At 58.8% G+C, this 26,230-nt stretch carries 9 protein-coding genes and 4 pseudogenes; 6 read left to right on the forward strand and 7 right to left on the reverse strand.

Annotated features, from left to right (window positions below; translation table 11 throughout):
* Window positions 1–106 precede the first annotated feature (106 nt).
* The 5 genes and pseudogenes from JN403_RS08060 to JN403_RS08080 form a co-directional block, all read right to left on the reverse strand.
* Entirely contained in the window at window positions 107–1,126 is a 1,020-nt protein-coding gene (locus JN403_RS08060) for an MBOAT family O-acyltransferase (RefSeq protein ID WP_205486685.1), read from the reverse strand.
* Window positions 1,127–1,755: 629 nt separating this feature from the next.
* Window positions 1,756–3,098 (reverse strand): annotated as a pseudogene (locus JN403_RS08065) (ABC transporter ATP-binding protein).
* Window positions 3,088–3,905 (reverse strand): annotated as a pseudogene (locus JN403_RS08070) (ABC transporter permease). Before JN403_RS08070 ends, JN403_RS08065 begins: the two co-directional pseudogenes overlap by 11 nt.
* A gap of 179 nt (window positions 3,906–4,084) precedes the next feature.
* Window positions 4,085–4,630, reverse strand: coding sequence for a dTDP-4-dehydrorhamnose 3,5-epimerase (rfbC, locus tag JN403_RS08075; RefSeq protein ID WP_205486686.1), 546 nt, complete (start codon window positions 4,628–4,630; stop codon window positions 4,085–4,087).
* A gap of 296 nt (window positions 4,631–4,926) precedes the next feature.
* On the reverse strand, window positions 4,927–5,826 hold the full coding sequence (locus JN403_RS08080; protein ID WP_205487271.1) for a glycosyltransferase family 2 protein: 900 nt from the start codon (window positions 5,824–5,826) through the stop codon (window positions 4,927–4,929).
* Window positions 5,827–6,152: 326 nt separating this feature from the next.
* Here JN403_RS08080 and JN403_RS08085 point away from each other — a divergent pair, with 326 nt between their 5' ends.
* The 5 genes and pseudogenes from JN403_RS08085 to lapD all read left to right on the forward strand — a co-directional run bounded on the left by JN403_RS08085 (window position 6,153) and on the right by lapD (window position 13,533).
* A complete protein-coding gene (locus tag JN403_RS08085; RefSeq protein WP_205486687.1) occupies window positions 6,153–7,934 on the forward strand; it encodes a type I secretion system permease/ATPase in 1,782 nt (593 codons plus the stop codon).
* Window positions 7,935–7,947: 13 nt separating this feature from the next.
* On the forward strand, window positions 7,948–9,273 hold the full coding sequence (locus tag JN403_RS08090) for an HlyD family type I secretion periplasmic adaptor subunit (protein ID WP_205486688.1): 1,326 nt from the start codon (window positions 7,948–7,950) through the stop codon (window positions 9,271–9,273).
* Window positions 9,270–10,661: a TolC family outer membrane protein gene (locus JN403_RS08095; RefSeq protein WP_172609784.1), complete on the forward strand. Its 1,392-nt coding sequence runs from the start codon at window positions 9,270–9,272 to the stop codon at window positions 10,659–10,661. Before JN403_RS08090 ends, JN403_RS08095 begins: the two co-directional genes overlap by 4 nt.
* Window positions 10,662–10,958: 297 nt before the next feature.
* Window positions 10,959–11,578, forward strand: a pseudogene (lapG, locus tag JN403_RS08100) (cysteine protease LapG); the annotation flags it as partial.
* 8 nt (window positions 11,579–11,586) lie between these two features.
* Window positions 11,587–13,533 carry a cyclic di-GMP receptor LapD gene (lapD, locus tag JN403_RS08105; protein WP_205486689.1) on the forward strand — a complete coding sequence of 649 codons (1,947 nt, stop codon included), beginning with the start codon at window positions 11,587–11,589 and terminating at the stop codon, window positions 13,531–13,533.
* 744 nt (window positions 13,534–14,277) lie between these two features.
* Here the strand turns inward: lapD and JN403_RS08110 are convergent.
* Together JN403_RS08110 and JN403_RS08115 are read right to left on the reverse strand one after the other, a co-directional pair.
* A pseudogene (locus JN403_RS08110) lies at window positions 14,278–14,614 on the reverse strand (tryptophan synthase subunit beta).
* An 83-nt stretch (window positions 14,615–14,697) separates the two neighbouring features.
* Window positions 14,698–24,450 carry a retention module-containing protein gene (locus tag JN403_RS08115; RefSeq protein ID WP_205486690.1) on the reverse strand — a complete coding sequence of 3,251 codons (9,753 nt, stop codon included), beginning with the start codon at window positions 24,448–24,450 and terminating at the stop codon, window positions 14,698–14,700.
* Between the two features lie 399 nt (window positions 24,451–24,849).
* Between JN403_RS08115 and JN403_RS08120 the strand changes: the two genes are divergently transcribed.
* Window positions 24,850–26,199, forward strand: coding sequence for a TolC family outer membrane protein (locus JN403_RS08120; protein WP_122536993.1), 1,350 nt, complete (start codon window positions 24,850–24,852; stop codon window positions 26,197–26,199).
* The last annotated feature ends 31 nt before the right edge of the window (window positions 26,200–26,230 follow it).

Genomic DNA, 26,230 nt, shown 5'->3' on the forward strand with positions numbered 1-26,230 from the left:
CCTCAGAATCGGAAATATAGAAACGGATTAAGTGTGTTTCCTGAAAGCAGAAACATACAAACCACTAACCCTGTTATCAAAAGATAAGTTGGGATCGCGTGAACGCTCAAGACCTGCGACCCCCGCCGCCGGGCAGCGCGGTGCCCTTAACTGAATCAAATCGCAAGAGGTTGCATAATGCAGGGATCACCGGAAAGGACACCACCATGCCTATAGCCATAGCGGCAATCGTCTCAGGCGTCATCCATGCCATAACGGGTTGCCAAGTGACATCTCGCCCTTCAACACCAACGAGGGCTTTAATGACTGCCCATGCTTGGCCGAAGTCTTCGGCCCTAAAGAATACCCACCCTGTCATCACCACCGCTAGCGTATAGATTCGGGCAAATACAGCGGGTATGCCATCTAACAGCTGTTTCAAGAATACTCGTTCGAGCACCACAAATAACCCGTGGAACAGGCCCCAGACTATGAATGTCCACGCCGCGCCATGCCACAGCCCCGTGACGAAGAAGACAATAACAAGGTTGCGTATTGTCGATGCTTCACCCCCGCGACTTCCTCCCAGAGGGATATAAATGTAATCCCTAAACCAGAATGAGAGCGACATATGCCAACGACGCCAAAACTCGGTAATCGATTTGGAAGAATAGGGGTAGTCAAAGTTCTTAGGGAATCTAAATCCGAGCATGAACGCCAACCCGATCGCCATGTTGGAGTAGCCGCAAAAATCGAAATAGATTTGTAGGGTGTAAGCGAGTGTTCCTAGCCATGCTGCTGCTGTTGTAATACTACCCGGGTCCAAACCAAATAAATGGTCGGCCGCAGGTGCTACTGAGTTAGCGATCATGACTTTCTGGCACAGTCCGATGATAAAGAACTGAATTCCTAACCCGATTTTGTCTGGTCCGACCCTGCGATTGATAAGCTCGCTGTTGATATCAGTGTATCTTACGATGGGGCCGGCTACCAAGTGCGGGAACATCATCACGTACGTTGAAAGCCGTACCAGGCTTTTCTCGGACTCTATTGTTCTGCGGTTGACCTCAATAAGATAAGAAATAAGCTGGAAGATAAAAAATGAAATGCCGAGGGGCAGATGTATGCCAAGATGAACTGACTCCATCTGCAATGCACCAGTAACAATATTAACTAGGAACTGGCTGTACTTAAAGACTGCGAGCACGCCTATGTTTACGCTTACAAATGTGAACAGCAGCCACTTACGTCTGCGACCTTCCGAGCAGTCTATCTGCTTTCCAGCCCAAAAGTTGATGAGCAGCAGGCCTATTAGCAGGAATAGATATAGGCCTTCCCCCAGACGTAGAAAATAGCGCTTCCCGTCAATAATACTGCATTGCGAGCGCCGGTCAGGTAGTAGGCAATCAGAAATACAGGCAAAAAATAAAAGATAAATACAACGGAGCTAAAGACCATTTTACTAGGCATTCCATGTCAGAAGTCTTCGCGACTTTACCATGGGCACGGTTGTATAAACTACTATTTTGCTGCGCCATGGGTATAAGGTTTGTCGGCTGGGGATGTTGAGTGAAAAAATTCGCTCAGAGACGTCTAGTGCGGGCGTCTAGATATCGTCGGCCTGACGCTTCAGTCCTGATAACCAAAGCCTGGCGAGGGAGTTTAGGCCTCACTTCGGTAGGGTAGCCTCATTCATATCGGCAATCTCACGGCGATAGACATCACCAAGGCAAGCCGGGACTCGATGCTCCGGCTACCTCATAGTCCATAGGAGTATTAGGAAAAATCCTTTACGGTGGACACACAGTCAAAATCGACTACTCCCGTCGCAGTATCATTTTCTGCAGGGCTAACCTTGAAAAGGTAGGCGTCGATAATACGATGCAGATAAGTGTCTTCCTCTCCGATCAAGCCTGTAACGCCTGCGTTCAAAAAATAAGTGCCGATGTTCAGCTTGCAATTGAACTGAAATTCCACGTCTATTTCCTGGCCTGCAGCGGCATGTACTATTCCGCCGCCCACCGGGCTGGATGCAGCTCCTCCCAGCTCGAACCCAGAAGTCGTCTTTATCATCATCCCGAATCGGACGTTGCTTACGCTTTTGCTAAACCTGACTTTGTATCGATAAAAGTAATGTTCACCGCGGGTCAGGGTGTTGGCCGGTTTGTTGGCCCGGGTGTAGATTGCCGGCTCCAAGATGAGGGCTCCATTGCTCTCATAGGATACGGTGCTCTGAGGCTTCAAGTTGGGATCAAAGAAGTCATTGCTCGATGCAGCTTCGACAGTTTCCGGTTCTGCCTGAACGTCGGCCGACTGCTGGTCATCTGATAGATCAGCGAGTTGTAACCGAATTTCGTTTTTGATCTTCTCGCGCTTTTCTGCCGATGCATAGATCAACCTTTGGTACCGGCTCACGATCGCCTTAGGCTGACCTATTGCCAACACCTCGCCACTGTCCAGCAGTACTGCTCTGTCGCAGAACTCGATCACCGTTCCGCCGGAATGGGAAACGAACAGTATCGTGGCACCGCGCTGCTTGAGGGCTTCAATCTTTGCATAGCATTTGCGCTGAAACAGTTCGTCACCAACAGCCAATGCTTCGTCAATTATAAGTATTTGCGCGTCAACGTTAATGGCGACTGCGAACGCCAGTCGCACCATCATCCCGCTTGAGTAAGTTTTAACGGGCTGGTCAATGAAGTCGCCAATCTCGGCAAAGGACTCAATGTCATGAAAACGGCGTTTGGTTTCTTCCTGGGTTAGCCCCAGGACGGCGGCATTCATGAAGACGTTTTCTCGACCACTGAACTCAGGATTGAAGCCCGAGCCTAATTCCAGCAGCGCAGCAATTCGCCCGTTGGTAGTGATTGCCCCGGAAGTCGGATTTAACGTTCCGCAGATCAGCTGCAGGAGAGTCGACTTGCCACTCCCGTTGCGCCCGACTATCCCAACGGTTTCTCCTCGTTTGACCGAAAATGAAGCGGCTTTGAGCGCCCAGAACTCGCGGAAGTACTTTTTTCTCCCATGGAGAACATCTGCAAAAGTCGATCGCGTGGTGTGTCATAAATATGAAAGCATTTAGACAGCGACTCAATTTCAATTGCATGTTCAGAGGACATCGGCGAACCCTTTACGACTTTTTTGGAACCAGGCAAAGCCTAGCCAGAACACGATTATAGAAATGCCATAGGAGATCAGCAGTTGATCTACTTCCGGAGGTGTGCCCATAAACAAAACTCTTCGCACGTCTTCGATGATCGGCGTTAGCGGGTTCAACATCAGATAGCCGCGGTAAGATTCAGGCAGCGCGCTGGCGGGATAGAAGATTGGGCTCATAAACATCAGCACGGAGGTCAGAACGCCCACAATCTGCCCGACGTCACGCAGGAATACCCCAAGCGAGGCAAGGAACCAACCGAGCCCCATTGACAGCATCATCAATGGCAACACCACCACAGGCAGGTATAGCCCGGTCAAATGCGGTGTGCCGAACAAAAACATGTAAGCAACGAGCCAAACTGTGAGGCTCACAACAAAATGAAACAGCGCCGAACCCAGTGTCACCCATGGCAGGATCTCCAGAGGAAACACCACTTTTTGACATAATTTGAGTTGTTCAGGATCAGGCTGGGCGCACGTGTTAAGCATTCTGAGAAAAGCCCGAAGATCATCAGGCCTGCGAAGAGCATGAGGGCGAACTCGGTTTTGGAGGTGCTATCGACGCTCCAGCGTGCTTTGAAAACCACGCTAAACACGAAGGTATAGATGGCGAGCATCACGATCGGATTGAAGAGCGACCAAAGCATTCCGAGCATTGAGCCTTTGTAGCGCCCGATGACTTCGCGCTTGACCATCGCCGTAATCAGGGCCCGGTGCCGCCAGACGCTGGCAATCAGCGCTTTGGGCGTTGGTGAAAAAGTCTGCATTTATTTCAGAGTCCCTTGCACGTGTGTTCCTTCAATGTCGAGATCGGGAAACAGCTCGAGGAGTCTCAGAGGCGTGATCCGATCAGTTACGAGATACGTGCATAGCCCGGCTTAAGCCCGAACATTTTACCTGCGCGCGCTCTGTTGGAAGGCAATTAGCGGTCTTCGCCAGGTTGGCTTTAGGCGAACACCTCAGCATCTTGCAAGCTCGCCGCCTTCTGATCCTTGGCGGAGAGAGCAGGCTGCTCACTGATCGGCCATTCAATGGCAACGGTGGGATCGTTCCAGGCCAGGCTGCGTTCGTGCTCGGGGGCCCAGTAGTCGGTTGTCTTATAAAGGAACTCGGCGCTCTCCGATAACACGACGAACCCGTGGGCAAACCCCTCCGGTACCCACATTTGTTTCTTGTTCTCGGCACTCAGGTGGGCGCCCACCCATTTGCCGAATGTGGCGGAACTCTTGCGCAGGTCGACGGCGACGTCGAAGACTTCGCCGTGGCTCACGCGTACCAGTTTTCCCTGCGATTGCTGGATCTGGTAGTGCAAACCGCGCAGGACGCCTTTTACAGAGCGGGAGTGGTTGTCTTGCACGAAGGATACTGAGCGCCCTACCACCTCTTCGAACACTTTTTGGTTGAAACTTTCGAAGAAAAAGCCGCGATCATCACCAAAAACTCTAGGCTCGAAAACGATGACGTCGGGAATGGCAAGGCGTGTAGCGTTCATGCGTGGTTGTCTCCGATCACTGTACCGGTTGGCAAAGTACTTCATTAGGTGAAGGACTTGCTCCGTAGAGTTAAAAACGCTGTTGATTTGGCTTCGCGAAACATCAGGCTAGCGAGGTAGGGCTGGTTTAGCTTCGGCTGCGGGCAGTGAAGGCAAAGGCCGACACATTAACATAAGCCGACCTACAGAACATTCTGCCCGGCCGTGCGGGCAAACATTTGCGAGTGAAGGGTTTGCCTGCTGTTTATTCGTCCGCCTACCAGCGGATGGGCACTGTTTAATGCCTCAACGCTGATTCATATTCTTCCGAGGGAAGCAGCGAGGAGCAGGCTCACGCGACCTGCAAACGTCTGCCGATAAACCCCTGAACGATGCAGTTCGCAAAGCCTGTTGGCCAGATTCGTGTGGCGGCCCGCATCGAAATGCTGAAGCACGTGACGGGCGTCATCGGTCATCTGAGCAGACATGGCTTTCAGAATCTGAAGGTTGATGTCATTCCACTCGACAAAGCGGCCCGACAGCATCTTGCTGATGCGGGTAATACGGTCTGTGAGGCTCGCATTCGCCCCAATCAGATTGCCGCCATGCTGGCGGTAGTCGAGCGTAGGTTCAGCGTCGTAGATCGCCTGCCCGCCACACGCGGTGACGATGATGTAAGTCAACCAGTCATGAGCGATGATCGTCGCGTCGTCTGGCACGCGAAGCAGCAGGTCTCGGGCAGCGTTGTTGACTAGCATGGTGTTGGCGCCCGCGAGGCTCTGAACCAGCGCATTCCTGAACGAAGGCGGTCGCGAGAACAGAGGAGAAAAACCGATGATCTTGCCAGTCGCGTCGATGAGTCGAGTTCTTGAGCAATACAGGGCTGGGGTCTGCTCGGCAAATACATCGAGGCGCTCCACACTTCTTTCCAGCTTGTCGCTGAGCCAGACATCGTCTTGATCGCTAAAGGCGTAGTAGCGTGACTGGACCTCCGGCCGTTTCAGCAAGGATATAAAATTTTTGCCGAATCCCTGGCAAGGCCCATTGAAGATCACCAGCTTGTGCTCGCCCCATTGACGCTGGTATTCAGCAAGGATGCCGAGCGTCGTGTCAGTGGAGGAATCGTCGGATACGTAAAGCGTCCAGCTCTGCAAGGACTGGCTTGCAATGGATTCGAGTTGCCCACGTAGGTACTCTGCACCATTGTAGGTACACATCAGAATCGCGACATCGGCACGGTCAGAGCCTAGCCCTGCGCACTGACCCTCGTCCTTATCCGTAAGCTGACTAATCAAGAATTTCTTCACCGCTAAAAGCTCGGCATATTAACGTCTGAGGCCCTTTGCGTCAGCCTCGAATGACGGTCGACAGCTCGTCGGATCGGCAGCCCGGCAACGAATAACACCGGTAGTCCAGTGTCGAGATAGCAGGAAAAGAATCTGAACGCGGAACGCAACGTCGGTTGACGGCTCTTATGCTGCCGGCCTTAACCGTTGCCGCACGTCCACGGCTTCGCCGCCCTCTATCTTCAGCCATGGATTCTATGAATCGTTCACACGAAAATAACCTGCAAGCGGCGCTCAAGGCTTGTCGAGGGAGTTTCCTCTCGGTCGGGTTCTTCAGTCTGTTCGTCAACACCTTGATGCTGGTTCCGACCTTTTACATGATTCAGGTCTCGGGACGGGTGGTGCCGAGCAGCAGCACGTCCACGCTGATCATGCTCACCCTTATTCTCACCATCCTGATGCTCACGCTCGGGTCGCTGGAGTGGGTGCGGTCGCGCATCATGGTGCGCATCAGCAACCGGCTGGATGTGCTGCTCAGTCGCGATGTCTACCGCGCCAGTTTTCGGAAAGCGCTGAACAGTGGCGGCATGGACGCGTCGGCGCAGTCCCTCAATGACCTGACCTCGCTGCGGCAATTTCTCACCGGCAACGGGCTGTTTGCGTTCTTCGATGCGCCGTGGCTTCCGGTCTACACCGCGGTGATGTTTCTGTTTCACCCCTGGTTTGGCTGGATGACGGTGATCTCGGCGGTGGTGCTGGTGACGCTGGCGTACGTCAATCATCGCTACACCGGTGGCGCCCTGGCAGAGGCCAACAAGCAAAGCCTTACCGCCAATCTGCACACCACCAAAAGCCTGCGCAACGCTGAAGTCATCGAGTCGATGGGCATGCTCGACACCCTGATGGGTCGCTGGGCGGTTCGGCAGCGGCGTGTGCTGGTGCTGCAGTCCGGGGCGAGCGACAAGAGCGGCGTGATCACTTCCATTTCCAAGACATTCCGGGCCTGGGCCCAGTCGATGATGCTGGCGGCAGGCGCGTACCTGGTGATTACCCACGAGATCAATCCCGGCTTGATGATGGCGGGTTCCATCCTGCTGGGCCGTGCGCTCGCGCCGATCGATCAGATGATCGGCAGCTGGAAAGGCTTCGTATCAGCGCGCGTGCAGTACCAGCGTTTGAATGAAACCCTGGACAAGCTCAACGCCGAGCCCGAGCGCATGTCGTTGCCGGATCCGGAAGGGCACCTGCAGGTCGAAGGCCTGTTCGTCGCGCCGCCGGGTGCGAAAGCGGCGGTGATCAAAAACATCAGTTTCGTGACGCCCGCTGGCAGCATTGTAGGCATCGTCGGCCCCAGTGCGGCAGGCAAGTCGACGCTGGCGCGGGCGTTGCTCGGCATCTGGCCGCCTCAGCATGGTGTGGTCAGGCTCGACGGCGCTGACATCAGTGCCTGGGACAAGCAAAAGCTCGGTCCGCACCTGGGCTATCTGCCTCAGGACATCGAGCTGTTCGAAGGCAGCATCAGCGATAACATCGCCCGCTTCGGCAAGATCGAACCCGAGAAAGTCGTGCTGGCGGCGCGCACGGCCGGCGTCCACGAAATGATCCTGCAACTGCCCGACGGCTACGACACGGTGATCGGCAGCGAGGGCCTCAACCTCTCGGGCGGGCAGCGCCAGCGTATCGGTCTGGCGCGCGCGGTGTACGGCAGCCCTCGGTTGATCGTGCTGGATGAGCCCAACTCCAACCTCGATGAGGTCGGTGAGCGTGCGCTAGGTGTTGCGCTGCAGAAGATGAAAGAGACCGGCGCGACGGTGTTCATCATTTCCCACCGCCCTAACGTGCTGTCACGGCTTGACCGGATCATGGTCCTGAACAGCGGCACCCTGACGATGTACGGCCCGCGTGATCAAGTGATCGCCGAACTGGCTCAGCAACAGGCCAAAGCTCAAGCCCAGGCCCAGGCCCAGGCCCAGGCGCAGGGTCAGACCCCGCCCCGGGTTGCTCCGGCATCGACCGGCGCCATTCAGCCCAGCGCCTGACAGGAATTCGTGAATGACCAGTAACGCGATAACCGTGCTCGACGAGCATTCTGAAGACATGCCCACTTCCGACCGTGGCATCCGCCGGGTCGGGATGGCGATTGTCCTGGTGACCTTCGGGTTGTTTGGCACATGGGCAGCGTTCGCCCCGTTGGGCAACGCCGTATACGGTTCCGGAGTCGTCACCGTGCAGAGCTACCGCAAAACCGTCCAGCACCTCGAGGGCGGCATCGTCAAAGAACTGCTCGCCCGTGAGGGCGACACGGTGCACCAGGGCGATCCGTTGATCATCCTTGACGATGGTCAGCTCAGCTCGGAGTACGAATCCACCCGCAACCAGCTCATCACCGCCCGCGCCAAAGAAGCGCGTCTTCGCGCCGAGCGTGACGATCAGCCAGCGATTCCGGCGTTGAAGATCGATGGCGTTGAAAGCGATCGCGCCCGTGAGGCCATCGACGGCGAGGCCCAGGTTTTCCGGTCGCGACACGACGCGCGCCTGGGTGAGATCTCGGTGCAGAAAGAGCGCATCGGCCAGTTGAAGCAGCAGATCATTGGCCTCAACGACATGATCGCCACCAAGGTCAGTCTCGAAAAGTCCTACACCGGTGAAATCACCGAGCTGAAGGACCTGCTGCGTCAGGGCTTCGTTGACAAGCAGCGCCTGCTTGAGCAGGAACGCAAGCTGGACATGCTCAAGTCTGAGGTCGCTGACCACCAGTCGACCATCACCAAGACGCGTCTGCAGATCAACGAAACCGAGATGCAGATCGTTCAGACCAACCAGAAATTCAGCTCCGACGTGGCCAAGGATTTGAGCGATGTGCAAGCCCAGGTCTTCGACTTGCAAGAGAAAGCCAGCGCGCTCAAGGACAGGCTGTCTCGCATCGTCATCCGCGCGCCGGAGGACGGCATGGTGCTGGACATGAAAGTACACACCATCGGCGGGGTCGTCAGCGCCGGGACACCGTTGCTGGACATCGTGCCGGAGTCTTCGGACCTGGTGGTCGAGGCCCATGTGTCGACCAACGACATCGACCGCATCACCCTCGGCAAGCTCACCGACATCCGCTTCAGCGCCTTCAACGCTGCGACCACGCCGGTGATTCAGGGACAGGTCACGCGCATCTCGGCTGATCGACTGACGGACGAGAAAACCAACGAGGGCTATTACCTGGTGCGTGTGAAGGTGACTGACGAAGGCTTGAAGCGGTTGGGTGATCGCAAGTTGCAGCCGGGCATGCCCGCCGAAGTGCTGATCAATGCCGGCGAACGCACCATGCTGCAGTACCTGCTCAAGCCTGCGCGCAACATGTTCGCCAAATCGATGATCGAGGAATGACCGTGGTCCGTATGCTTCCCGGTCTGCTTTTCGGTCTGTTCGCGCTAAACGCCAGTGCAGCGCAGCCTGCCGCGCCGCAGCAGGTCAGCGCTTCGACCTATTCGCTGGACCTGATGACGCTGTACAAAGAGTCGCGGCTTGAAGATCCGCGCATTCTTTCGGCCTACGCCCATGCACGCTCTGCCAAGCAGCAGGAGCGCGAAGCGTTCGGTGGTTTGCTGCCCCAGGTGTCGGCGAGCAGCAACATCAACCGGATTCTGCGCAAGGACGAGCAATCGCGGGATATCTACGACAACAAAAGCTATTCGCTGAACCTGAGCCAGTTCATCTACAACAAGGAAGCGTGGGAGCGGTATCAGAAGGCCAAGAGCGTGACGTTGCAAAAGAGCTCGCAGTCCGAGGATTCGCAGGCCGAGGCTACGGTCGATCTGGCCAAGCGTTATTTCGCGGCGCTGGCCGCCGACGATGCGCTGGAGCTGGTATCGGCCGAGCGTCGCGCGACTCAGGGGAGTCTTGATCGCGTCAATGCCCTGTACGCCAGGCAGATGGCCAAAATCACCGACATGCTGGACCTCAAAGCCCGGGTCGATTTGCTGATTGCCCAGGAAATTGAAGCGCGCAATCAGGTGCGTCTGTCACGGGAAGGGTTGTCGGAGATCGTCGGCCGGCCGATCAATGATCGCCTGAGCCGAATCCGTAACGACATCGCGCTGGAAGCGCCGACGCTGCCGCTGGACGCCTGGATTGCCCAAGCGCTCGACAGCAACCCTCGACTCAAAGCCTATGAAAGCAATCTCGCCGCGGCCGATGCGGCGGTGCGTGAAGGGAAGGGCGGGCATTACCCCTCGCTGAGTTTCAACCTCGGCGCTTCGCAGAGTGATGTCGGTTACGACAACACGCTGACCCCGCGCAGTGACAGCTACGTCGCAACCATTGGTTTGAAGGTGCCGATCTACAGCGGCGGCTCGACGTCCGCGCGGGTGAGCGGGCTGTATGACGAGCAGTACGCGGCCGAGCAGGACCTTGAAGGGGTTCGCCGGCAAGTGGTGAAGGAAACAACCAACGCGTATCTCACGGCTCAATCCGCTGTGGACAAAATTCGCGCGGGGCAGAATGCGTTGTCCTCGGCCAAGCAGTCGAGCATCGCGGCGCAGAAGGCGTTCACCTATGGCGTGGTCAACGCCGTCGACGTGCTGACCGCTGTGCAGAATGAATTCAAGGCGCGGGGCGATCTGCTGAAGTCGCAGTACGACTTCATCACCAATCTGTTCATCCTGAATCGCTGGGCCGGCAAACTCTCCCAGGAGAGCGTTGCCAGCGTCAACGTCTGGCTGGGCGGGGATGATTCGGAAGCGCTGAAGGACTTGAATAACTCAGGCCCCAAGTAAACGGGGAAAACACGCCCCTATTGGTGTGGCACAGGCACTTTTCAGCCTACCGCCAGCGTTTGGCTGGCAACCTGGCAGCCATGAAATCAAGGGGCGCGAGCCTGTCATGAGTCGCGTTTGCGGGCATTTGCTTCTGCGCATGATCTCACCGCGCCATTGCGTTTCCGTCCCCAACCCCTCACCATCGCTTTTCGTTATCCATGGCCTGATGGACTAGACAAATTGGCAGCACGCTCGGCTCAAAAGCGCCCTGGATTATGGTTGCTTCTGGCGCTTGCACTGACGTGCACGGCGTGTGTCGGCTATCTGCGCGCGGATTGGGATTTTTCCCTGATCAGCCGTCGTGCCGAAGCGTTGTATGGGCCATTGGGCGCCGGCAAGCAGCGCATCGATGCCTGGCAGAACCTGCTGGCGACCGAGAAGCAGGTCAGCGAGCTCGACAAGTTGAAGGTCGTGAACCTGTTCTTCAACAAGCAGATGCGCTACGCCGAGGACATCGACCTGTGGCACGAGGTCGATTACTGGGCGACCCCGGTCGAGTCGCTGATCAAGGGCGCGGGGGATTGTGAGGATTATGCGATCGCCAAGTATTTCAGCCTGCGCCGCCTGGGTGTGCCCAGCGAGAAGCTGCTGATCACTTACGTCAAGGCGCTGCGCCTGAACCGCGCGCACATGGTGCTGACCTATTATTCGAGCCCGAACGCCATGCCGCTGGTGCTCGACAGCCTGATCGACGACATCAAACCTGCCAGCCAACGAACGGACCTGTTGCCGGTGTATGCCTTCAACGCTGAAGGACTGTGGCTGCCTGGCGCGCAGGGCAACAAGAAAGTGAGCGACACCAAACGTCTGTCCCGGTGGCAGGACGTGCTGAAAAAATGACTGCAGAAGGCTTCCCCACCGAGCCCGAGAATTAGGAGTACTGATGTCTCTGTTCAAACAGCTGTTGATCGCGATCTGTCTGTTCATGGTGGTTGCCTTTGCGGGAAGTTTTGTCGTGAGCCTGGAAAGCTCGCGGGCGCAGTACGTCAATCAGTTGCGTTCCCACGCCCAGGACGCCGCGACCTCGCTGGCGCTGTCGCTGACGTCCAACATCGACGATCCGGCCATGGTCGAGCTGATGGTGGCGTCGATCTTCGACAGCGGTTACTACGCGAGCATCCGGGTGGTGGACCTGGCGAGTGGCGACGCGATCGTCGAGCGCAGTGCGACGCCGGACAATCAGGGTGTGCCGCAGTGGTTCATCAACGCGATTGGGCTTGAACCCGCAGGCGGCGAGGCGATTGTCAGCCGTGGCTGGCAGCAGACGGCGCGGGTCGAGGTGGTGAGCCACCCGATGTTCGCGCTGGCGAAGTTGTGGCAGAGCGCGCTGGGCAGCCTGGGTTGGTTGCTGGTGTGCGGCGTGGTCAGTGCGATTCTTGGCGCGATGTTGCTGCGCCGGCAGCTCAAGCCGCTGGATTACATGGTGGCGCAGTCCCAGGCGATTGGTCGTCGCGAGTTTCTCGTTTTGCCCGAACTGCCGCGTACGCCGGAGCTGCGCCGGGTGGTGCAGGCGATGAACCAGATGGTCGAGAAGCTCAAGGCGCTGTTTCAGGAAAGCACCGAGCGCAGTGAGAAGCTGCGTATCGAGTCGTATCAGGACAGCCTGACCGGGCTGTCAAACCGCCGTTATTTCGACATGCAGCTCAACGCCCACGTCAGCCATCTGGAAGACGGTCGGGCGGGGTATTTGATGATGTTGCGCGTCAACGACCTGGCCGGTCTGAACCAGCGTCTGGGCGGCAAGCGCACCGATGCCTTGCTGGTGGCGGTGGCCGAGCAGTTGGTGCGCCACTGCGAAAAGTACCCGGAAACCCGCAACCTCATCAGCCGCAGCCGTGGCGGCGAGTTCGCCGTGCTGGCGCCGGGCATGGTTCACGATGAAGCCGTGCAGCTGGTGCAGAACCTTGACGCGGCGCTGCAGAGCCTGGAGGCCACTGGCGCCTCCGATGTCTCGCCGGTCGCGCACATGGGGCTGGCGCCGTACAGCCCGGGCGATGCGTCGATGACCCTTCTGGGATTGGCGGATCAGGCGCTGTCCCAGGCCGAAAGCGGCGGCGAGCAATCGTGGTATTGCATCGAGCGTGGAGCGATTGGTGATCTGGGTGAAGATCAGCATGAGTGGCACAGGACGCTGGACCGGGCGCTGGCCCATGGGCGTTTTCAGTTGTTCTTTCAGCCGGTGGTCGCGTCGGGCGATGGCTCGACCGTGATGCACTACAAGGTCCTGTCGCGGCTGGTCGATGCCGACGGCGTGACGATTCCGGCGGGGCGGTTTCTGCCGTGGCTGGAGCGCTTTGGCTGGTCGAGCCGTCTGGATTTGCTGATGCTGCGGGAGGTGCTGGCGCATCTGGGTACTCACAACGAGCGGTTGGCGCTGAACCTGTCGGCGGCCACGCTTAACGATGCGGCGGCGATGAACGAGGTGTTCGCGGCGCTACGTCAGCATCCCAAGCTGGGCCCGCGCCTGACGCTGGAGATCGGCGAGGAGCAAGTGCCCGAGCAGGCGGTGCTGGAGAAACTGACCCGACGCCTGCAGGAAGCTGGCTATTCCCTGGCGCTGCAGCGCTTTGGTGGGCGTTTCAGCATGATCGGTAACCTGGCGCATCTGGGGCTGGCGTATCTGAAAATCGATGGCAGCTACATCCGCACCATCGACCAGGAAAGTCACAAGCGTTTGTTCATCGAAGCGGTCCAGCGCGCGGCCCACAGCATCGACCTGCCGCTGATCGCCGAGCGCGTCGAGACCGAAGGCGAACACCGGGTGATTCTCGAGATGGGGATCGAAGGGGTGCAAGGGCGGCTCTTTGGTGATCCCGCGCCGTGGAAGTAATCGATTAAACAACTTGCCCGCTGTTTTAACTGAATATCGATGGCTGACGCGCCATGTGTAGGCCTGCTGGCCCGCGAACGTGGTGTGTCAGACGGCATTGATGTCACAGCCCCGGCGCTTTCGCGACCGTCGTAACCTCCGATTGCTCCTACAGTGGATTTGCGTGCGACGCGGATTTGGGTGCGGGCACATAAACCCGTGCGACGCGGTTTTTGGGTGCGGATACGAAAATGGTAGGAATGAGCTTGCTCGCGAAGCTGTGGGTCAGACGGCATCGATGTCACAGCCCCGCCGCTTCGCGACCGTCGTAACCTCCGATTGCTCCCACAGTGGATTTGCGTGCGACGCGGATTTGGGTGCGGATACGAAAATTGTAGGAGTGAGCTTGCTCGCGAAGCGGTGTGTCAGACGGCATTGATGTCACAGACCCGCCGCTTCGCGACCGTCGTAACCTCCGATTGCTCCTACAGGGGATTTGCGTGCGATGCGGATTTGGGTGCGGACACATTAAACCCGTTCGACGCGGATTTGGATGCGGATACGAAAATCGTAGGAGTGAGCTTGCTCGCGAAGACGTAGGCACATCCGCCACATCTCCAGCGCCTAAAATGCCGTCTTCGTGAGCAAGCTCACTCCCACACGTGCACCCTTTGTTGGGGGATAGCAGGCTGTCAGAAACAAGCATCAGGGTTTGCCGCGCGACAGCGAGTCGTTGCAAAACGGTGCGTACGAAAGGAGAGGCCTTCAGATCAGCCGTTGTTCATCATCATTGATCAAGTCGCTCAGGCCGCCCAGTGTTTCCCGGGCCTGAGTACGATCCATCAATTTTGCCTGTGCGGCGGGGGAGGTCGGTGATGTTGAGGATACCTTTACTGGTCAGGACCTGAATCAGGTCGTCCAGTACCCGGATCATGTCCATGTCGCTGGACTTGAGCTGGATCAGGCTCTTCTCGACCACTTCGTTGGCAAACCAGGCTTGCACCTGATGGTCATCGGGCGGCAGTTGCTCGCTCGCTTCGGCAAAAGCCGTCGCTTCCACGCGAACTAGCGTGCCATCGGCATCGCGCTGAACGTAAAACATGGCTCATTCCTCAGGGACTAACCGGGCTGGCAGCCGTCAGGGACGGGTGCCAGCACAGTACAACAGCTCTCGCGACTCAGCTATCAGTGGTGATCGACTTTGATGGTCGGATCCGCACCGCTCACCAGCGAGTTGACCATGGCATTGCTCCAGGTCACGCCTTCTACCTTGATGTGCACATCGGCCGTGGTTGCCGCGGCAGCCGCAGAGACATTCGACGCGAACTGCCCGGTGGTGCTGACCTGCAGAATGGTGTCATGGCCATCGTTGCTGACCTGCAGGTACTTGCTGAGGGTGTCGGTGTCTTCACCTTGCAGCAGGTCACGCAGGTCAATGCGGTCGCCAGCGTCCTTGTTGAAGTCCTTAATCACGTCAACGCCACCGCTGTTGGTGTCGCCGGCTTTCCAGGTAAACGTGTCCGCACCGGCGCCGCCGAAGAGGATGTCGTTGCCTTTGCCGCCGACGAGCACGTCATTGCCACCCTGACCGAACAGGATGTCATTGCCATTGCCGCCCAGCAGGGTGTCGTTGCCGTCCAGCAATGTCGACGACTTGTTGGAGGTGTTGGCGAGGTCGGCAACGGCACCGAGGTGGTTGGTCACGAACGAGTGCAGCGTTGTGCCATCGATCTTCGAGACATCGACGTGCAAGGTGTCGGCAGCGAACGCCTTCAGGGCGGTGATGCCTTCCTTGGTGCCGTAGCTGATCGTGTCGCCGAACAGGATGTCATTGCCGTCGCCACCGTTAAGCGTGTCGCTGCCCGGCGCGGTCGGTTTCTGGCTGCCCAGTACCGCTTGTGCCAGATCGTCCGCATCAACGTTGGTTTGCGCGTGGCCGTCGCTGTCGTAGTGATTGAGCGTGCTCGTCTTGACCGACGAGTTAAGGCCAATCGCTTCGATGGTGGGCGACTGCTTCAGCAGCAGGGCGTAGCCCGTATCCGCTTCAGCCAGCACAACGCTGCTGCCGTTCATCTCCGGAGAGGTCAGGCTGTATTCCTGACCACCTTTGCCGTCGTCGTGGAGGGCGAGGGTGCCTACCGACTTGCCGGTCGTGCTATTGGCGTAACTGTAAACATGACCCTCGGCGTCGATGGCGACCTTGCCATTCACCGAGTACGTGCTGCCCAGATGCCAGCTATCAAGCGCAGTCGCGAGCAGGATGGCCGTACCGTTCACCGTCCCGAGCACCGTGCTGGTGTTCTGGTAAACGTTTGGCTCGCCGTCGGTGATGAAGTAGGTGCGGTTCTCGCCCGTCGGGTTAGTGCTGTTCAGGCCGGCAAACCAGTTCGCCGTAGACTTGAACGCATCTTCGTAGTTGGTCGTACCGCCTGACTTCATGCCTGCCAGGGCCGTGTTCAGGGTAGCCAGCGCTGCGGCCTTGTTAGACATGTCCACCGAGACGGTCGAGCGCACGTTGGTGTCGAAATCCACCAGCAGTACGTTGATTTTGCCCGCGTTGGCGGTCTGGGCGCTGCTCGCCAGTTTCTGGAAGACCGACTGCAATTGCGTCTTGGCGGTGTCGAGCGTACTGCCCATGCTGCCCGAGCTGTCGACGATAAAGGCGATGTTGTAGTTCTTCCCCTGCACGATGGTCGTGCCGCTGACGTCGCCGACGATGATATCCGCACCGGTGGTGCCCGTGATCACGGTTGGGTCAGTGCCGGGCAGGCCTTCAATCGGGGTGTAGGTCTGAGGCTCGACAGTCACGGTGATGACTTTAGTGGCGGTGGCGCTCTCTACCGCCGTGTCCACGCCTGGCACCTTCGCTTCGGTCGCCTTGGCAGTGACGGTCAGGTCGAACTTGCCAACGAAGTAGTCACGCGTAGTGACGCTCAGTGTCGACAGGTCGAAATTGCTGACATCGACCGAACCCTTATCGCTGGTCACGGTGGCGGTGTGACCCGCTGCGTCGGTCAGGATCGAGCCTGCCGGTGCGCCGCTGACGGTAACGACGTGCGTCTCCGAACCGTCGAGGCTGTCACCGAACACTACTTTGACCGGGCTCAGCTTGATCGCGCTGCCTTCGGTGCCGTGGTTCAGCTCGTAACCGGTGTAGTAACCCTCACCGCTGCCAACCGTGCCTTCGTGCAGCGGCGAGACGTTCAGGCCGGAAGCCTTGAGGTCATCGACCGTTGCGAACAGCAGCACGTTGCTGCCGTTCAGGGCCACGGTCTGGGTGGCGTTGGTGCTGAGGTTCTTGTCGGTCAGGCTGACGTTGTAGCTGCCCGGGCCGGCCTGGTTGTAGTGGTAGATGTCCAGGGTGTAGTAGCCGGACTCGGTGGGCGTAAAGCCCGCACTCTGGATCTTGCCGCCCGCGCCCCATGTGGCGTTGGCTGCGGTCTGGCCACCGACAGTGATCAGCAGGCTGTCGTCCGCGGTACCGGAGAAGGTGTAGGTGTGGCCGGCTTCCATGTACATCAGGCCGGACAGCTTGGTGCCGGTGCCGGTGGCGACTGCGGTGGAGGAGTCCTGCGCGCCGGTGGCGACGCCGTGAGTGGTCGGGGCAACGGTGGTGTTGAAGCCGGCCTTGAGGGTCGCTTCGTTGGCGCCGTTGCCGTCGGTGCCCATGTTTTTCAGCGTACCGACATAAACGTCTTTCACCAGACCGGTCGACTGAACGACGCCGTTACCCAGCGTCACCAGCGGTTGGTCGGCGACAGGCGCCACGCTGATGGTGCCAGTGGCTGGCGTAGAGTCTGCCTTGCCCTGGTTGTCCACTGCCTTGTAAGTGAACGACGTGCTGCCTGCCCAGTCGGCCGCTGGCTTGAAGTACACCGTTGCAGCGTTGCCAACTGCGGCAATGTTGCTCAGGCTGGTCAGCGCGACCTTGCCCGCAGCATCGGCGTAGAACGTGCCGTGAGCCGCCATGTCGACCAGGTTGAAGTGATCGACATTGCCGTCAACGTCGGTGCCGGTCAGCTTGACCGCGATGGCGGTGTCTTCGTTGCCCGCCGCCGACGCAGCCTTGGTAATCGGCGCGTCGTTCACGGCAATGACGTTGACCTGGCTGTCGTGAACAACAGTCTGGTTGCTGGTGCCGTTGGCGTCTGCGTCGGTCACAGCGATGGTCACGCCACGTGGCGCGGTGCTTGGGTTATCGCTGCTGTTGGCGTAGGTGATCGACTTGATCACGGTTTCGTAAGCGGCTATCGACGCCTTGCCGGTCAGATTGATGTAGATGGTGCCGTCGGCGTCATTGGTCAGGGTGTACTTGATGCCCTGGCCGGCATCACCGCTGTTGCTGTCCTTGTAGTACGGGGACACGATCAGGTCTTCGCCCTTGATGCCGGTCAGCGTGATTTTCGCGCTGCTCAGCTGGGTGCTGTCGACGTCGGCGATGCTGAAGTCTTTAACGAGGGCAATCGGTGCGCCATTTTCGGTGTAGGTGATGCTGCCGAAGTTGACCACAGGCGCGTCGTTGACCGGCGTAACCGTGATGGTGCCGTTTGCCGGAGTGGTGGACGTCAGGCCCTGGTTGTCGACGGCGGTGTAGGTGAACGGCGTGCTGCCGTTCCAGTTCGCGTCCGGCTTGAAGTAGATCGTTGCGCCATTGTTGGTGGCGGTGATGTTGGTCAAGTTGGTCAACGGCTGAGTGCCCGCGGCGTCGGAGTAGAACGTGCCATTGGCAGGCGGGTTGACCAGGTTGAAGTGGTCAATGGTGCCGTCGACATCAGCGCCAGTCAGCTTGACGGCGATAGGGGTGTCTTCGTTGCCCTTGCCTGTGGCGTTGTCGACGATAGGCGCGTCGTTCACGGCGATGACGTTGATCTTACTGTCGTGTACGACGGTCTGGTTGTTGGTGCCGTTGGCATCCACGTCGGTGACAGCGATGGTCACGCCGCGTGGCGTGGTGCTCGGGTTGTTGCTGTTGTCGGCGTAGGTGATCGACTTGATCAGGGTTTCGTAGCTGGCGATCGAAGCCTTGCCGGTCAGGTCGATGACGATGTTGCCGTTGGCGTCGTTGCTGAGCTTGTAGCTGATACCCAGATCGGTTGTGCCGGTGGTGCCGTCGGTGCCGGCTTTGTAGTACTGCGAAACGATCAGGTCTTCGCCCTTGATGCCGGTCAGCGTGATTTTCGCGCTGCTCAGCTCAGTGCTGTCGACGTCGGTAATGCTGAAGCCTTTGACAATCGGCGTCGCTGCACCGTTTTCGGTGTAGGTGATGCTGCCGAAGTTGACCACAGGCGCGTCGTTGACTGGCGTTACGGTGATGGTGCCGGTTGCCGGGGTGGTGGAAGCCGTGCCCTGGTTGTCGACGGCGGTATACGTGAACGGCGTGCTGCCGTTCCAGTTCGCGTCCGGCTTGAAGTAGATCGTCGCGCCGTTGTTGCTGGCGGTGATGTTGGTCAAGTTGGTCAGCGGCTGAGTACCCGCGGCGTCGGAGTAGAACGTGCCATTGGCAGGCGTGTTGACCAGGTTGAAGTGGTCAATGGTGCCGTCGACATCAGCGCCAGTCAGCTTGACGGCGATGGTGGTGTCTTCGTTGCCCTTGCCTGTGGTCGTGTCGACAACAGGCGCATCGTTGACTGACGAGACGTTGACGGTCAGCGACTTAATCGAGGTGGCCGAGTCGCTGTTGGCGCTTTCGGTAGACGTCGAGCTCACTTGCAGGTTGAACGAGCCGTTGAAGTCTTTCGGCGGCGTGATGGTCAGGGTGCTCAGGTTCCAGCCGGTGAGGTAAGCCTCGCCATCGCCGCCTTCAGAAGCAGGGAGGGAGGTGTAGCTGTTGCCGTTGCCATCGCTCAACACCGCGCCCACTGGAATGCCGCCCACAATGACCGGTCCGAGGGACTCAGAGCCGTCGGTGTCCACCAGGGCAGCGCTCAGGTCCAGCTTAATGGCGCTGTCTTCAGCGCCCTGAGCGTTGGTGACGGTAACGGTTGGTGCATCAGCCACGGGCGTGACGTTGATCGTGCCAGTTGCCGTGTTACCGGCTGGCAGGTTCTGGTTATCGACAGCTGTGTAGGTGAAGGTGGTGTCACCGGCCCAGTTGGCGTCCGGCTTGAAGTAGATCGTCGCGCCGTTGTTGCTGGCGGTGATGTTGGTCAAGTTGGTCAGCGGCTGGGTGCCGGCGGCGTCCGAGTAGAACGTGCCATGTGCAGGCGCACTGACCAGGTTGAAGTGGCCAATGGTGCCGTCGACGTCAGAGCCAGTCAGCTTGACGGCGATAGTGGTGTCTTCGTTGCCCTTGCCTGTGGCGTTGTCGACGATAGGCGCGTCGTTCACGGCGATGACGTTGATCTTACTGTCGTGAACAACGGTCTGGTTGTTGGTGCCGTTGGCATCCACGTCGGTCACAGTGATGGTCACGCCGCGTGGCGTGGTGCTCGGGTTGCTGCTGTCGTCGGCGTAGGTGATCGACTTGATCAGGGTTTCGTAGTTGGCAACCGAAGCCTTACCGGTCAAATCGATAACGATGTTGCCGTTGGCGTCGTTGCTCAGCGTGTACTTGATGCCCAGACCGGTTTCGGCGCTGTTGCTGTCCTTGTAGTACGGGGACACGATCAGGTCTTCGGCCTGAATGCCGGTCAGCGTGATTTTCGCGCTGCTCAGCTGGGTGCTGTCGACGTCAGTGATGCTGAAGTTGTTGACCAGCGCTACCGCGGCACCTTTCTCGGTGTAGGTGGTGCTGTCGAAATTCACCACAGGCGCGTCGTTGACAGGCGTAACCGTGAGGGTGCCGGCTGCCGGAGTCGACGCCAGGCCCTGGTTGTCGACGGCGGTGTAGGTGAACGGCGTGCTGCCGTTCCAGTTCGCGTCCGGCTTGAAGTAGATCGTTGCGCCATTGTTGGTGGCGGTGATGTTGGTCAAGTTGGTCAGCGGCTGGGTGCCTGCGGCGTCGGAGTAGAACGTGCCATGTGCAGGCGTATTGACCAAGTTGAAGTGGTCAATGGTGCCGTCGACGTCAGAGCCAGTCAGCTTGACGGCGATAGTGGTGTCTTCGTTGCCCTTGCCTGTGGTCGTGTCGACAACAGGCGCATCGTTGACTGACGAGACGTTGACGGTCAGCGACTTAACCGTGGTGGCCGAGTCGTTGTTGGCGCTTTCGGTCGACGTCGAGCTCACTTGTAGGTTGAACGAGCCGTTGAAGTCTTTCGGCGGCGTGATAGTCAGGGTGCTCAGGTTCCAGCCGGTGAGGTAAGCCTCGCCATCGCCGCCTTCAGAAACAGGGATGGAGGTGTAGCTGTGGCCGCTGCCATCGCTCAACACCGCGCCCACTGGAATGCCGCCCACAATGACGGGGCCGAGGGACTCGGAACCGTCGGTGTCCACCAGTGCAGCGCTCAGGTCCAGCTTGATGGCGCTGTCTTCAGCGCCCTGGGCGTTGGTGACGGTAACGGTTGGTGCATCGGCCACCGGGGTGACGTTGATGATGCCGTTTGCCGGCGCGCCCGCTGCCAGATTCTGATTGTCGACAGCGGTGTAGGTGAAGCTGGTGTCACCGGCCCAGTTGGCGTCCGGCTTGAAGTAGATCGTCGCGCTGTTGTTGCTGGCGGCGATATTGCTGAGGTTGGTCAGCTCCTGGGTCCCGGCGGCATCGGCGTAGAACTTGCCATGCTCGGCCATGGTGACCAGGTTGAAGTGATCAATCTTGCCGTCGACGTCAGCGCCGGTCAGCTTGACCGCGATCGCTGTGTCTTCGTTGCCCTGGCCCTGAGCCGCGCTCACGGTCGGCGCATCGTTGACCGGCGTGACGTTAATGGCACCGGTGGCGCTGCCCGACAAGTTGTTGGTGCCGTTGGCATCCACGTCGGTGACAGCGATGGTCACGCCGCGCGGTGTGGTGCTCGGGTTATCACTGCTGTTGGCGTAGGTAATCGAGTTGATCACCGTCGTGTAGTCGGCGACCGACGCGTTGCCGGTCAGATCAATCACGATGTTGCCGTTGGCGTCGTTGCTTAGCGTGTACTTGATGCCAAAGGCGGCATCGCCGCTGTTGGCGTCCTTGTAGTACTGGGAAACGATCAAGTCTTCAGCCTGAATACCGGTCAGCGTGATTTTTGCGCTGCTCAGCTGGGTGCTGTCGATGTCGCCGATCTGCAGGTTGCCGACCAATGGCTGAGGTGCGCCGTTCTCGACGTAGTCAGGGTTGGTGAAGGTGACGGTAGGCGCGTCGTTAACCGGCCCGACGGTCACGGTCAGAGACTGCGTCGTGGTGGCCGAATCCTTGTTGGCGCCCTCGGTCGATGTCGAGCTCACTTTCAGGATGATCTCGCCGTTGAAGTCTTTCGGCGGAGTGATCGTCAGGTTGTTCAGGTCCCAGCCGTCGATGTAGACAGCGCCGTCACCGGTCGGAATCGAGGTGTAGCTGTGGCCATTGCCGTCGCTCAGCACGGCGTTGACCGGAATGCCCGACACAACAAGCGGGCCCAGGGATTCGGAACCGTCGGTGTCGACCAGCGCGGTGCTCAGGGTCAGCTTGATCGCGGTGTCTTCGGCGCCTTGGGCGTTGGCAACGGTCACGATTGGCGCGTCGGCTACTGGCGTGACGTTGATGATGCCGTTCGCTGGCGCGCCGGCTGGCTGGCCCTGATTGTCGACAGCGGTATAAGTAAAGCTGGTGTCGCCTGCCCAGTTGGCGTTCGGCTTGAAGTAGATCGTCGCGCCGTTGGCGTTAGCCGCGATGTTGCTGAGACTGGTCAGCGCCTGGGTGCCGGCAGCATCGGCGTAGAACGTGCCGTTGGCTGCCAGGCTGACCAGGTTGAAGTGATCGATGGTGCCGTCGACGTCAGCGCCGGTCAGCTTGACCGCGATGGTGGTGTCTTCGTCGCCGTTGCCCGATGCGTCGATGACGGTCGGCGCGTCGTTGACCGGGGTGATGGCGACTTCGCCGGTGGCGCTGCCCGTCAGGTTGTTGGTGCCGTGGGTGTCCACGTCAGTCACTTCGATCGTCACGCCGCGTGGGGTGGTAATCGGAGCGTCACTGCTGTTGGCGTAAGTGATCGAGTTGATCAGCGTGGTGTAGTCGGCGATCGACGCGTTGCCGCTCAACTGAATGACAACGTTGCCGTTGGCGTCGTTGCCCAGCGTGTAGCTGATGCCCGAAGCCGTGGTGCCGCTATTGCCGCCCTGGAAGGACGGCGAAGCGATCAGGTCTTCGGCCTGAACGCCGGTCACGGTGATCTTCGCGCCACTCAACTGCCCGCCGTCGACGTCGCCGATCTGCAGGTTGCTGACCAGTGCCTGAGGCGCGCCGTTTTCGACGTAATCAGTGCCGGTGAACGAGACGGTCGGGGCGTCATTGACGGCAACGACGTGGACGATGCTGGTTGCCAGTGCGGAATCATTCTGGCCGTCGTTGACGGTCACCGTGATAGTGCGGTCCGCGACGCTCGGGTCTTCGCTGCTGTTCTGGAAGGTGATCGACTTGATCACGGCTTCGTACTCGGCAGCAGTGGCGGCGCCGGTCAGGGTCAGGACAATCTGGCCGTTGACGGTGGCGGTGCTGACCGCGATGTTCGCATTCGGGCTGCCCACCACCAGTGTGTCAGTGTCCTGAGGGTTGGTCAGGGTGACGCGCGCGCTTTGCAGGTTCGGGCTGTCGGCATCGGTGATGGTCAACTGGTTGGCGATCGATACGCCAGCCTGGCCTTCGGTGAAGGTGGTTTCGCTGTTGGTGCCGTTACCGCCGCCGTTCGGATCGACAACCGGCAGTGCGTCGTTGTCGATGATGGTGGTGGTAACACTGCCATTGGTCGGGCTGACAGCGACGTTCTCGAAGTTGCCGCCGCTGATGGCGCCAATCGCGACGGTGACGTTTTCAACGCCTTCCGGGATCGTGTCATTCAGTGTGTTCAGGTCGAAGGTGACGCTGCTGCTGTTGGCAGGGATCTTCACGCTGACCACTTGCGTGTAGTCGGTGCCGTCGGTCGCGGTGCCGCTGTAAGTCAGGTTGATCGTGACTTCGGTCTGCGCCGGATTGCTCAACGTAATGGTGTACGTGGCGGCCTGGCCTTCAACCACCGACTGGGTACCGGTGATGCTGGCGAAGGTGGTGTCGATGGTGTCGGTGATGGTAGTCACCGCCGGCGTCGGATCGGTCGTCACGACCAGACCGCCACCGCCCGTTGTGCCGGTGATGGTGGTGCTAATAACAGAAGGGTCGATGTACGGCGTGTTGTTGTCAGCCACTTGGACAGTGGTGGAGCCCGAAGTGTCGCCGCCACGAATGACAATGGTCGACCCGTTGGACAGGGTGATCGTCAGGTCCGAAGTCGGGGCCTGAGTGACGTTTGCCGTGTAAACCAGCGCGCCGCCGGCTTCGGTCAGCGTCTGGGTGGCGGTCAGCGTCAGGGTGCCCGTCGGCGCCGGCGCGACAGGGGTCCCGTTGCCATTGCCATCGTCGATGGCCAGGCCATTAACCAGCGTAGGTGGAGGCGTGGCAGTGGTGCCCAGACCGTTGGTCGGGAAGCCGATGGTCGGATTCACCACGCCTGCGGTCTCGGTGAGCATCACGACGCTGTGGCCGCCGCCTGCGTTGCCGCCATCACCTGGCGCAGCCTGCGGACCTGCCGCAGTGGCTTCAAGGTCCTTGGTCGGGTCGGCGCCGGCCGCGATGGCCTGCTGCAGTTCCGCAACCGAAGGTGCCGCTTGCGCGGTGGCTTCAGCAAGGTTGGTGGTGGAAGCCGGTGCGTCGGCGCTCCATTGGCTGTCACGACCAATGTCCAGTTGACGGCCATCAGCAAGCTGCAGCGTGACTGCGCCTCCCGGGCCTGTCAGAACCTGCTCGCCGGTGAACAGCCGGTCACCCTCGATCAGCACACGACGAATCCCTTCCGGGGAAACTGCGACTACCTGGCCAACAATGCTTTTGACGATGGCAACAACACTGCTCATGGGGGTGACTCTCCGAAATTACCGTTCAGTGGGTATCCATCATGCCGACCGGCTTAACAGAGCCGCTTCATATTGGAATACGTAAAGATTCGCATTTGATTCGATGACAGATAACAACTTAGGGAACTAATTAAGTTGCACGTTATCTGGCGTCAATTTATTTACAGCAGGTCGGCACCGGAATTAACTTTCTGCCAAAGTATTGACCTATTCGGCGACATCCTAAACAATCGCATCCGTAATGTCACATTGATATTTGATGAGATCGCGTATTTCTGCAGTGTGATCGCAAGCGCCCTTCAGAACACTCTCGAAACGATCACTTCAATGGCCATTTTTACGATGCGGCAGTGTGTATTGCTGCATTTTGAACAAGTACGTTCTCGGGAAACCACCAAAATGCGTAAGCACCTTTTCACTGCTGTACCCCTTATCCTTTGTGCCGGCTTCGTTCAGGCCCAAACGCTACAGTCCGCCATGCAGAAAGCCATGGACGAGCATCCCGAGGTGCAGGCCGGCATTAATGCCCGTATCGCGCAGGACTACGCGCTTCGTGCTGCAAAAGGCGGTTACCTGCCGCGTGTCGACGTCACGGCGGGCTACGGCCGGGCCGGTTCCGATACGCCAAGCACCCGTGCCTCGACCGGCCGCCACGACTACCAGACGCTGGACCGCGGTGAAGCGCAAATCCGCCTTCAGCAGATGCTGTTTGATGGCTTCGCAACAAGTAACGAAGTTGCGCGTCAACAAGCCACCGCCAATTCCCGGGGCTATTCGCTGTTGAATACCACCGAACGTACGGCGTTGACTGTTGCACAGGTCTATCTGGATGTACTGACCCAACGTGAAATGGTTCGGCTGGCAGAAGAGAACCTGAAGAGCCACGAACGTATTTACGATCAAATCAAACTTCGCACTTCCCGCGGTGTCGGGCGTATGGCGGATATGGACCAGGCCGATGCCCGTCTGGCACAGGCCCGTAACAACCTGATCACTGAACAGACCAACTTGGCCGACGCTCAGACCAACTACCTGAGTGCCGTTGGTCTGGAAGCTGACCAGTTGGAAGCGCCGTCGCCGTTCGCCATGATGCCCGCCGATCTGAACGAAGCCCGCCGCCAGATGCTCGAGAACAGCCCGGTGCTGCGCTCGGCCGAAGCCGACATCGTTGCCGCTGAAAAGCAGTACAGCTCGGCGCAGTCCAATTATTACCCGCGTTTCGATGCAGAACTGGGCCGCAATGCCGATAACAACATTGGCGGCGACGAAGGCCACAACAATGGCTGGGAAGCCATGGTTCGCATGCGCTTCAACCTGTACGCCGGTGGCAGCAACAAGGCTGACCTGCAGTCCAAGTCGTATCTGTCGAGCCAGGCCCTGGACATCCGCAACAACGCGCTGCGTCAGTTGAACGAAGAACTGGGCCTGGCCTGGAACGCCTACAACAACGCCAACGCTCAGGTGCCGATTGCTCAGCAGTACGTCGAGCGTGCCAACAGCGTTCGTACCTCTTACCAGCAGCAATTCAGTCTGGGAGAGCGTACCCTGCTCGACCTTCTCGACAGCGAGAACGAGTTGTTCACCGCGCAACAGCGTCTGGTGCAACTGAAGAACCTGCAGACGTACACCCAATACCGCATCAAGGCGGACATGGGCACGCTGCTGAAAAGCCAGGGCGTTGTGGCGCCAATGGCATCGGTTGTGCAGAACGACGTCAAACCGACCGTTCAGCTGCCGGGCATGAACTGATTCTTGACGGAGTCAGCTTCTTTTAACCGTT

Source organism: Pseudomonas sp. 15A4 (genome assembly GCF_016925575.1).
Lineage (GTDB): Bacteria > Pseudomonadota > Gammaproteobacteria > Pseudomonadales > Pseudomonadaceae > Aquipseudomonas.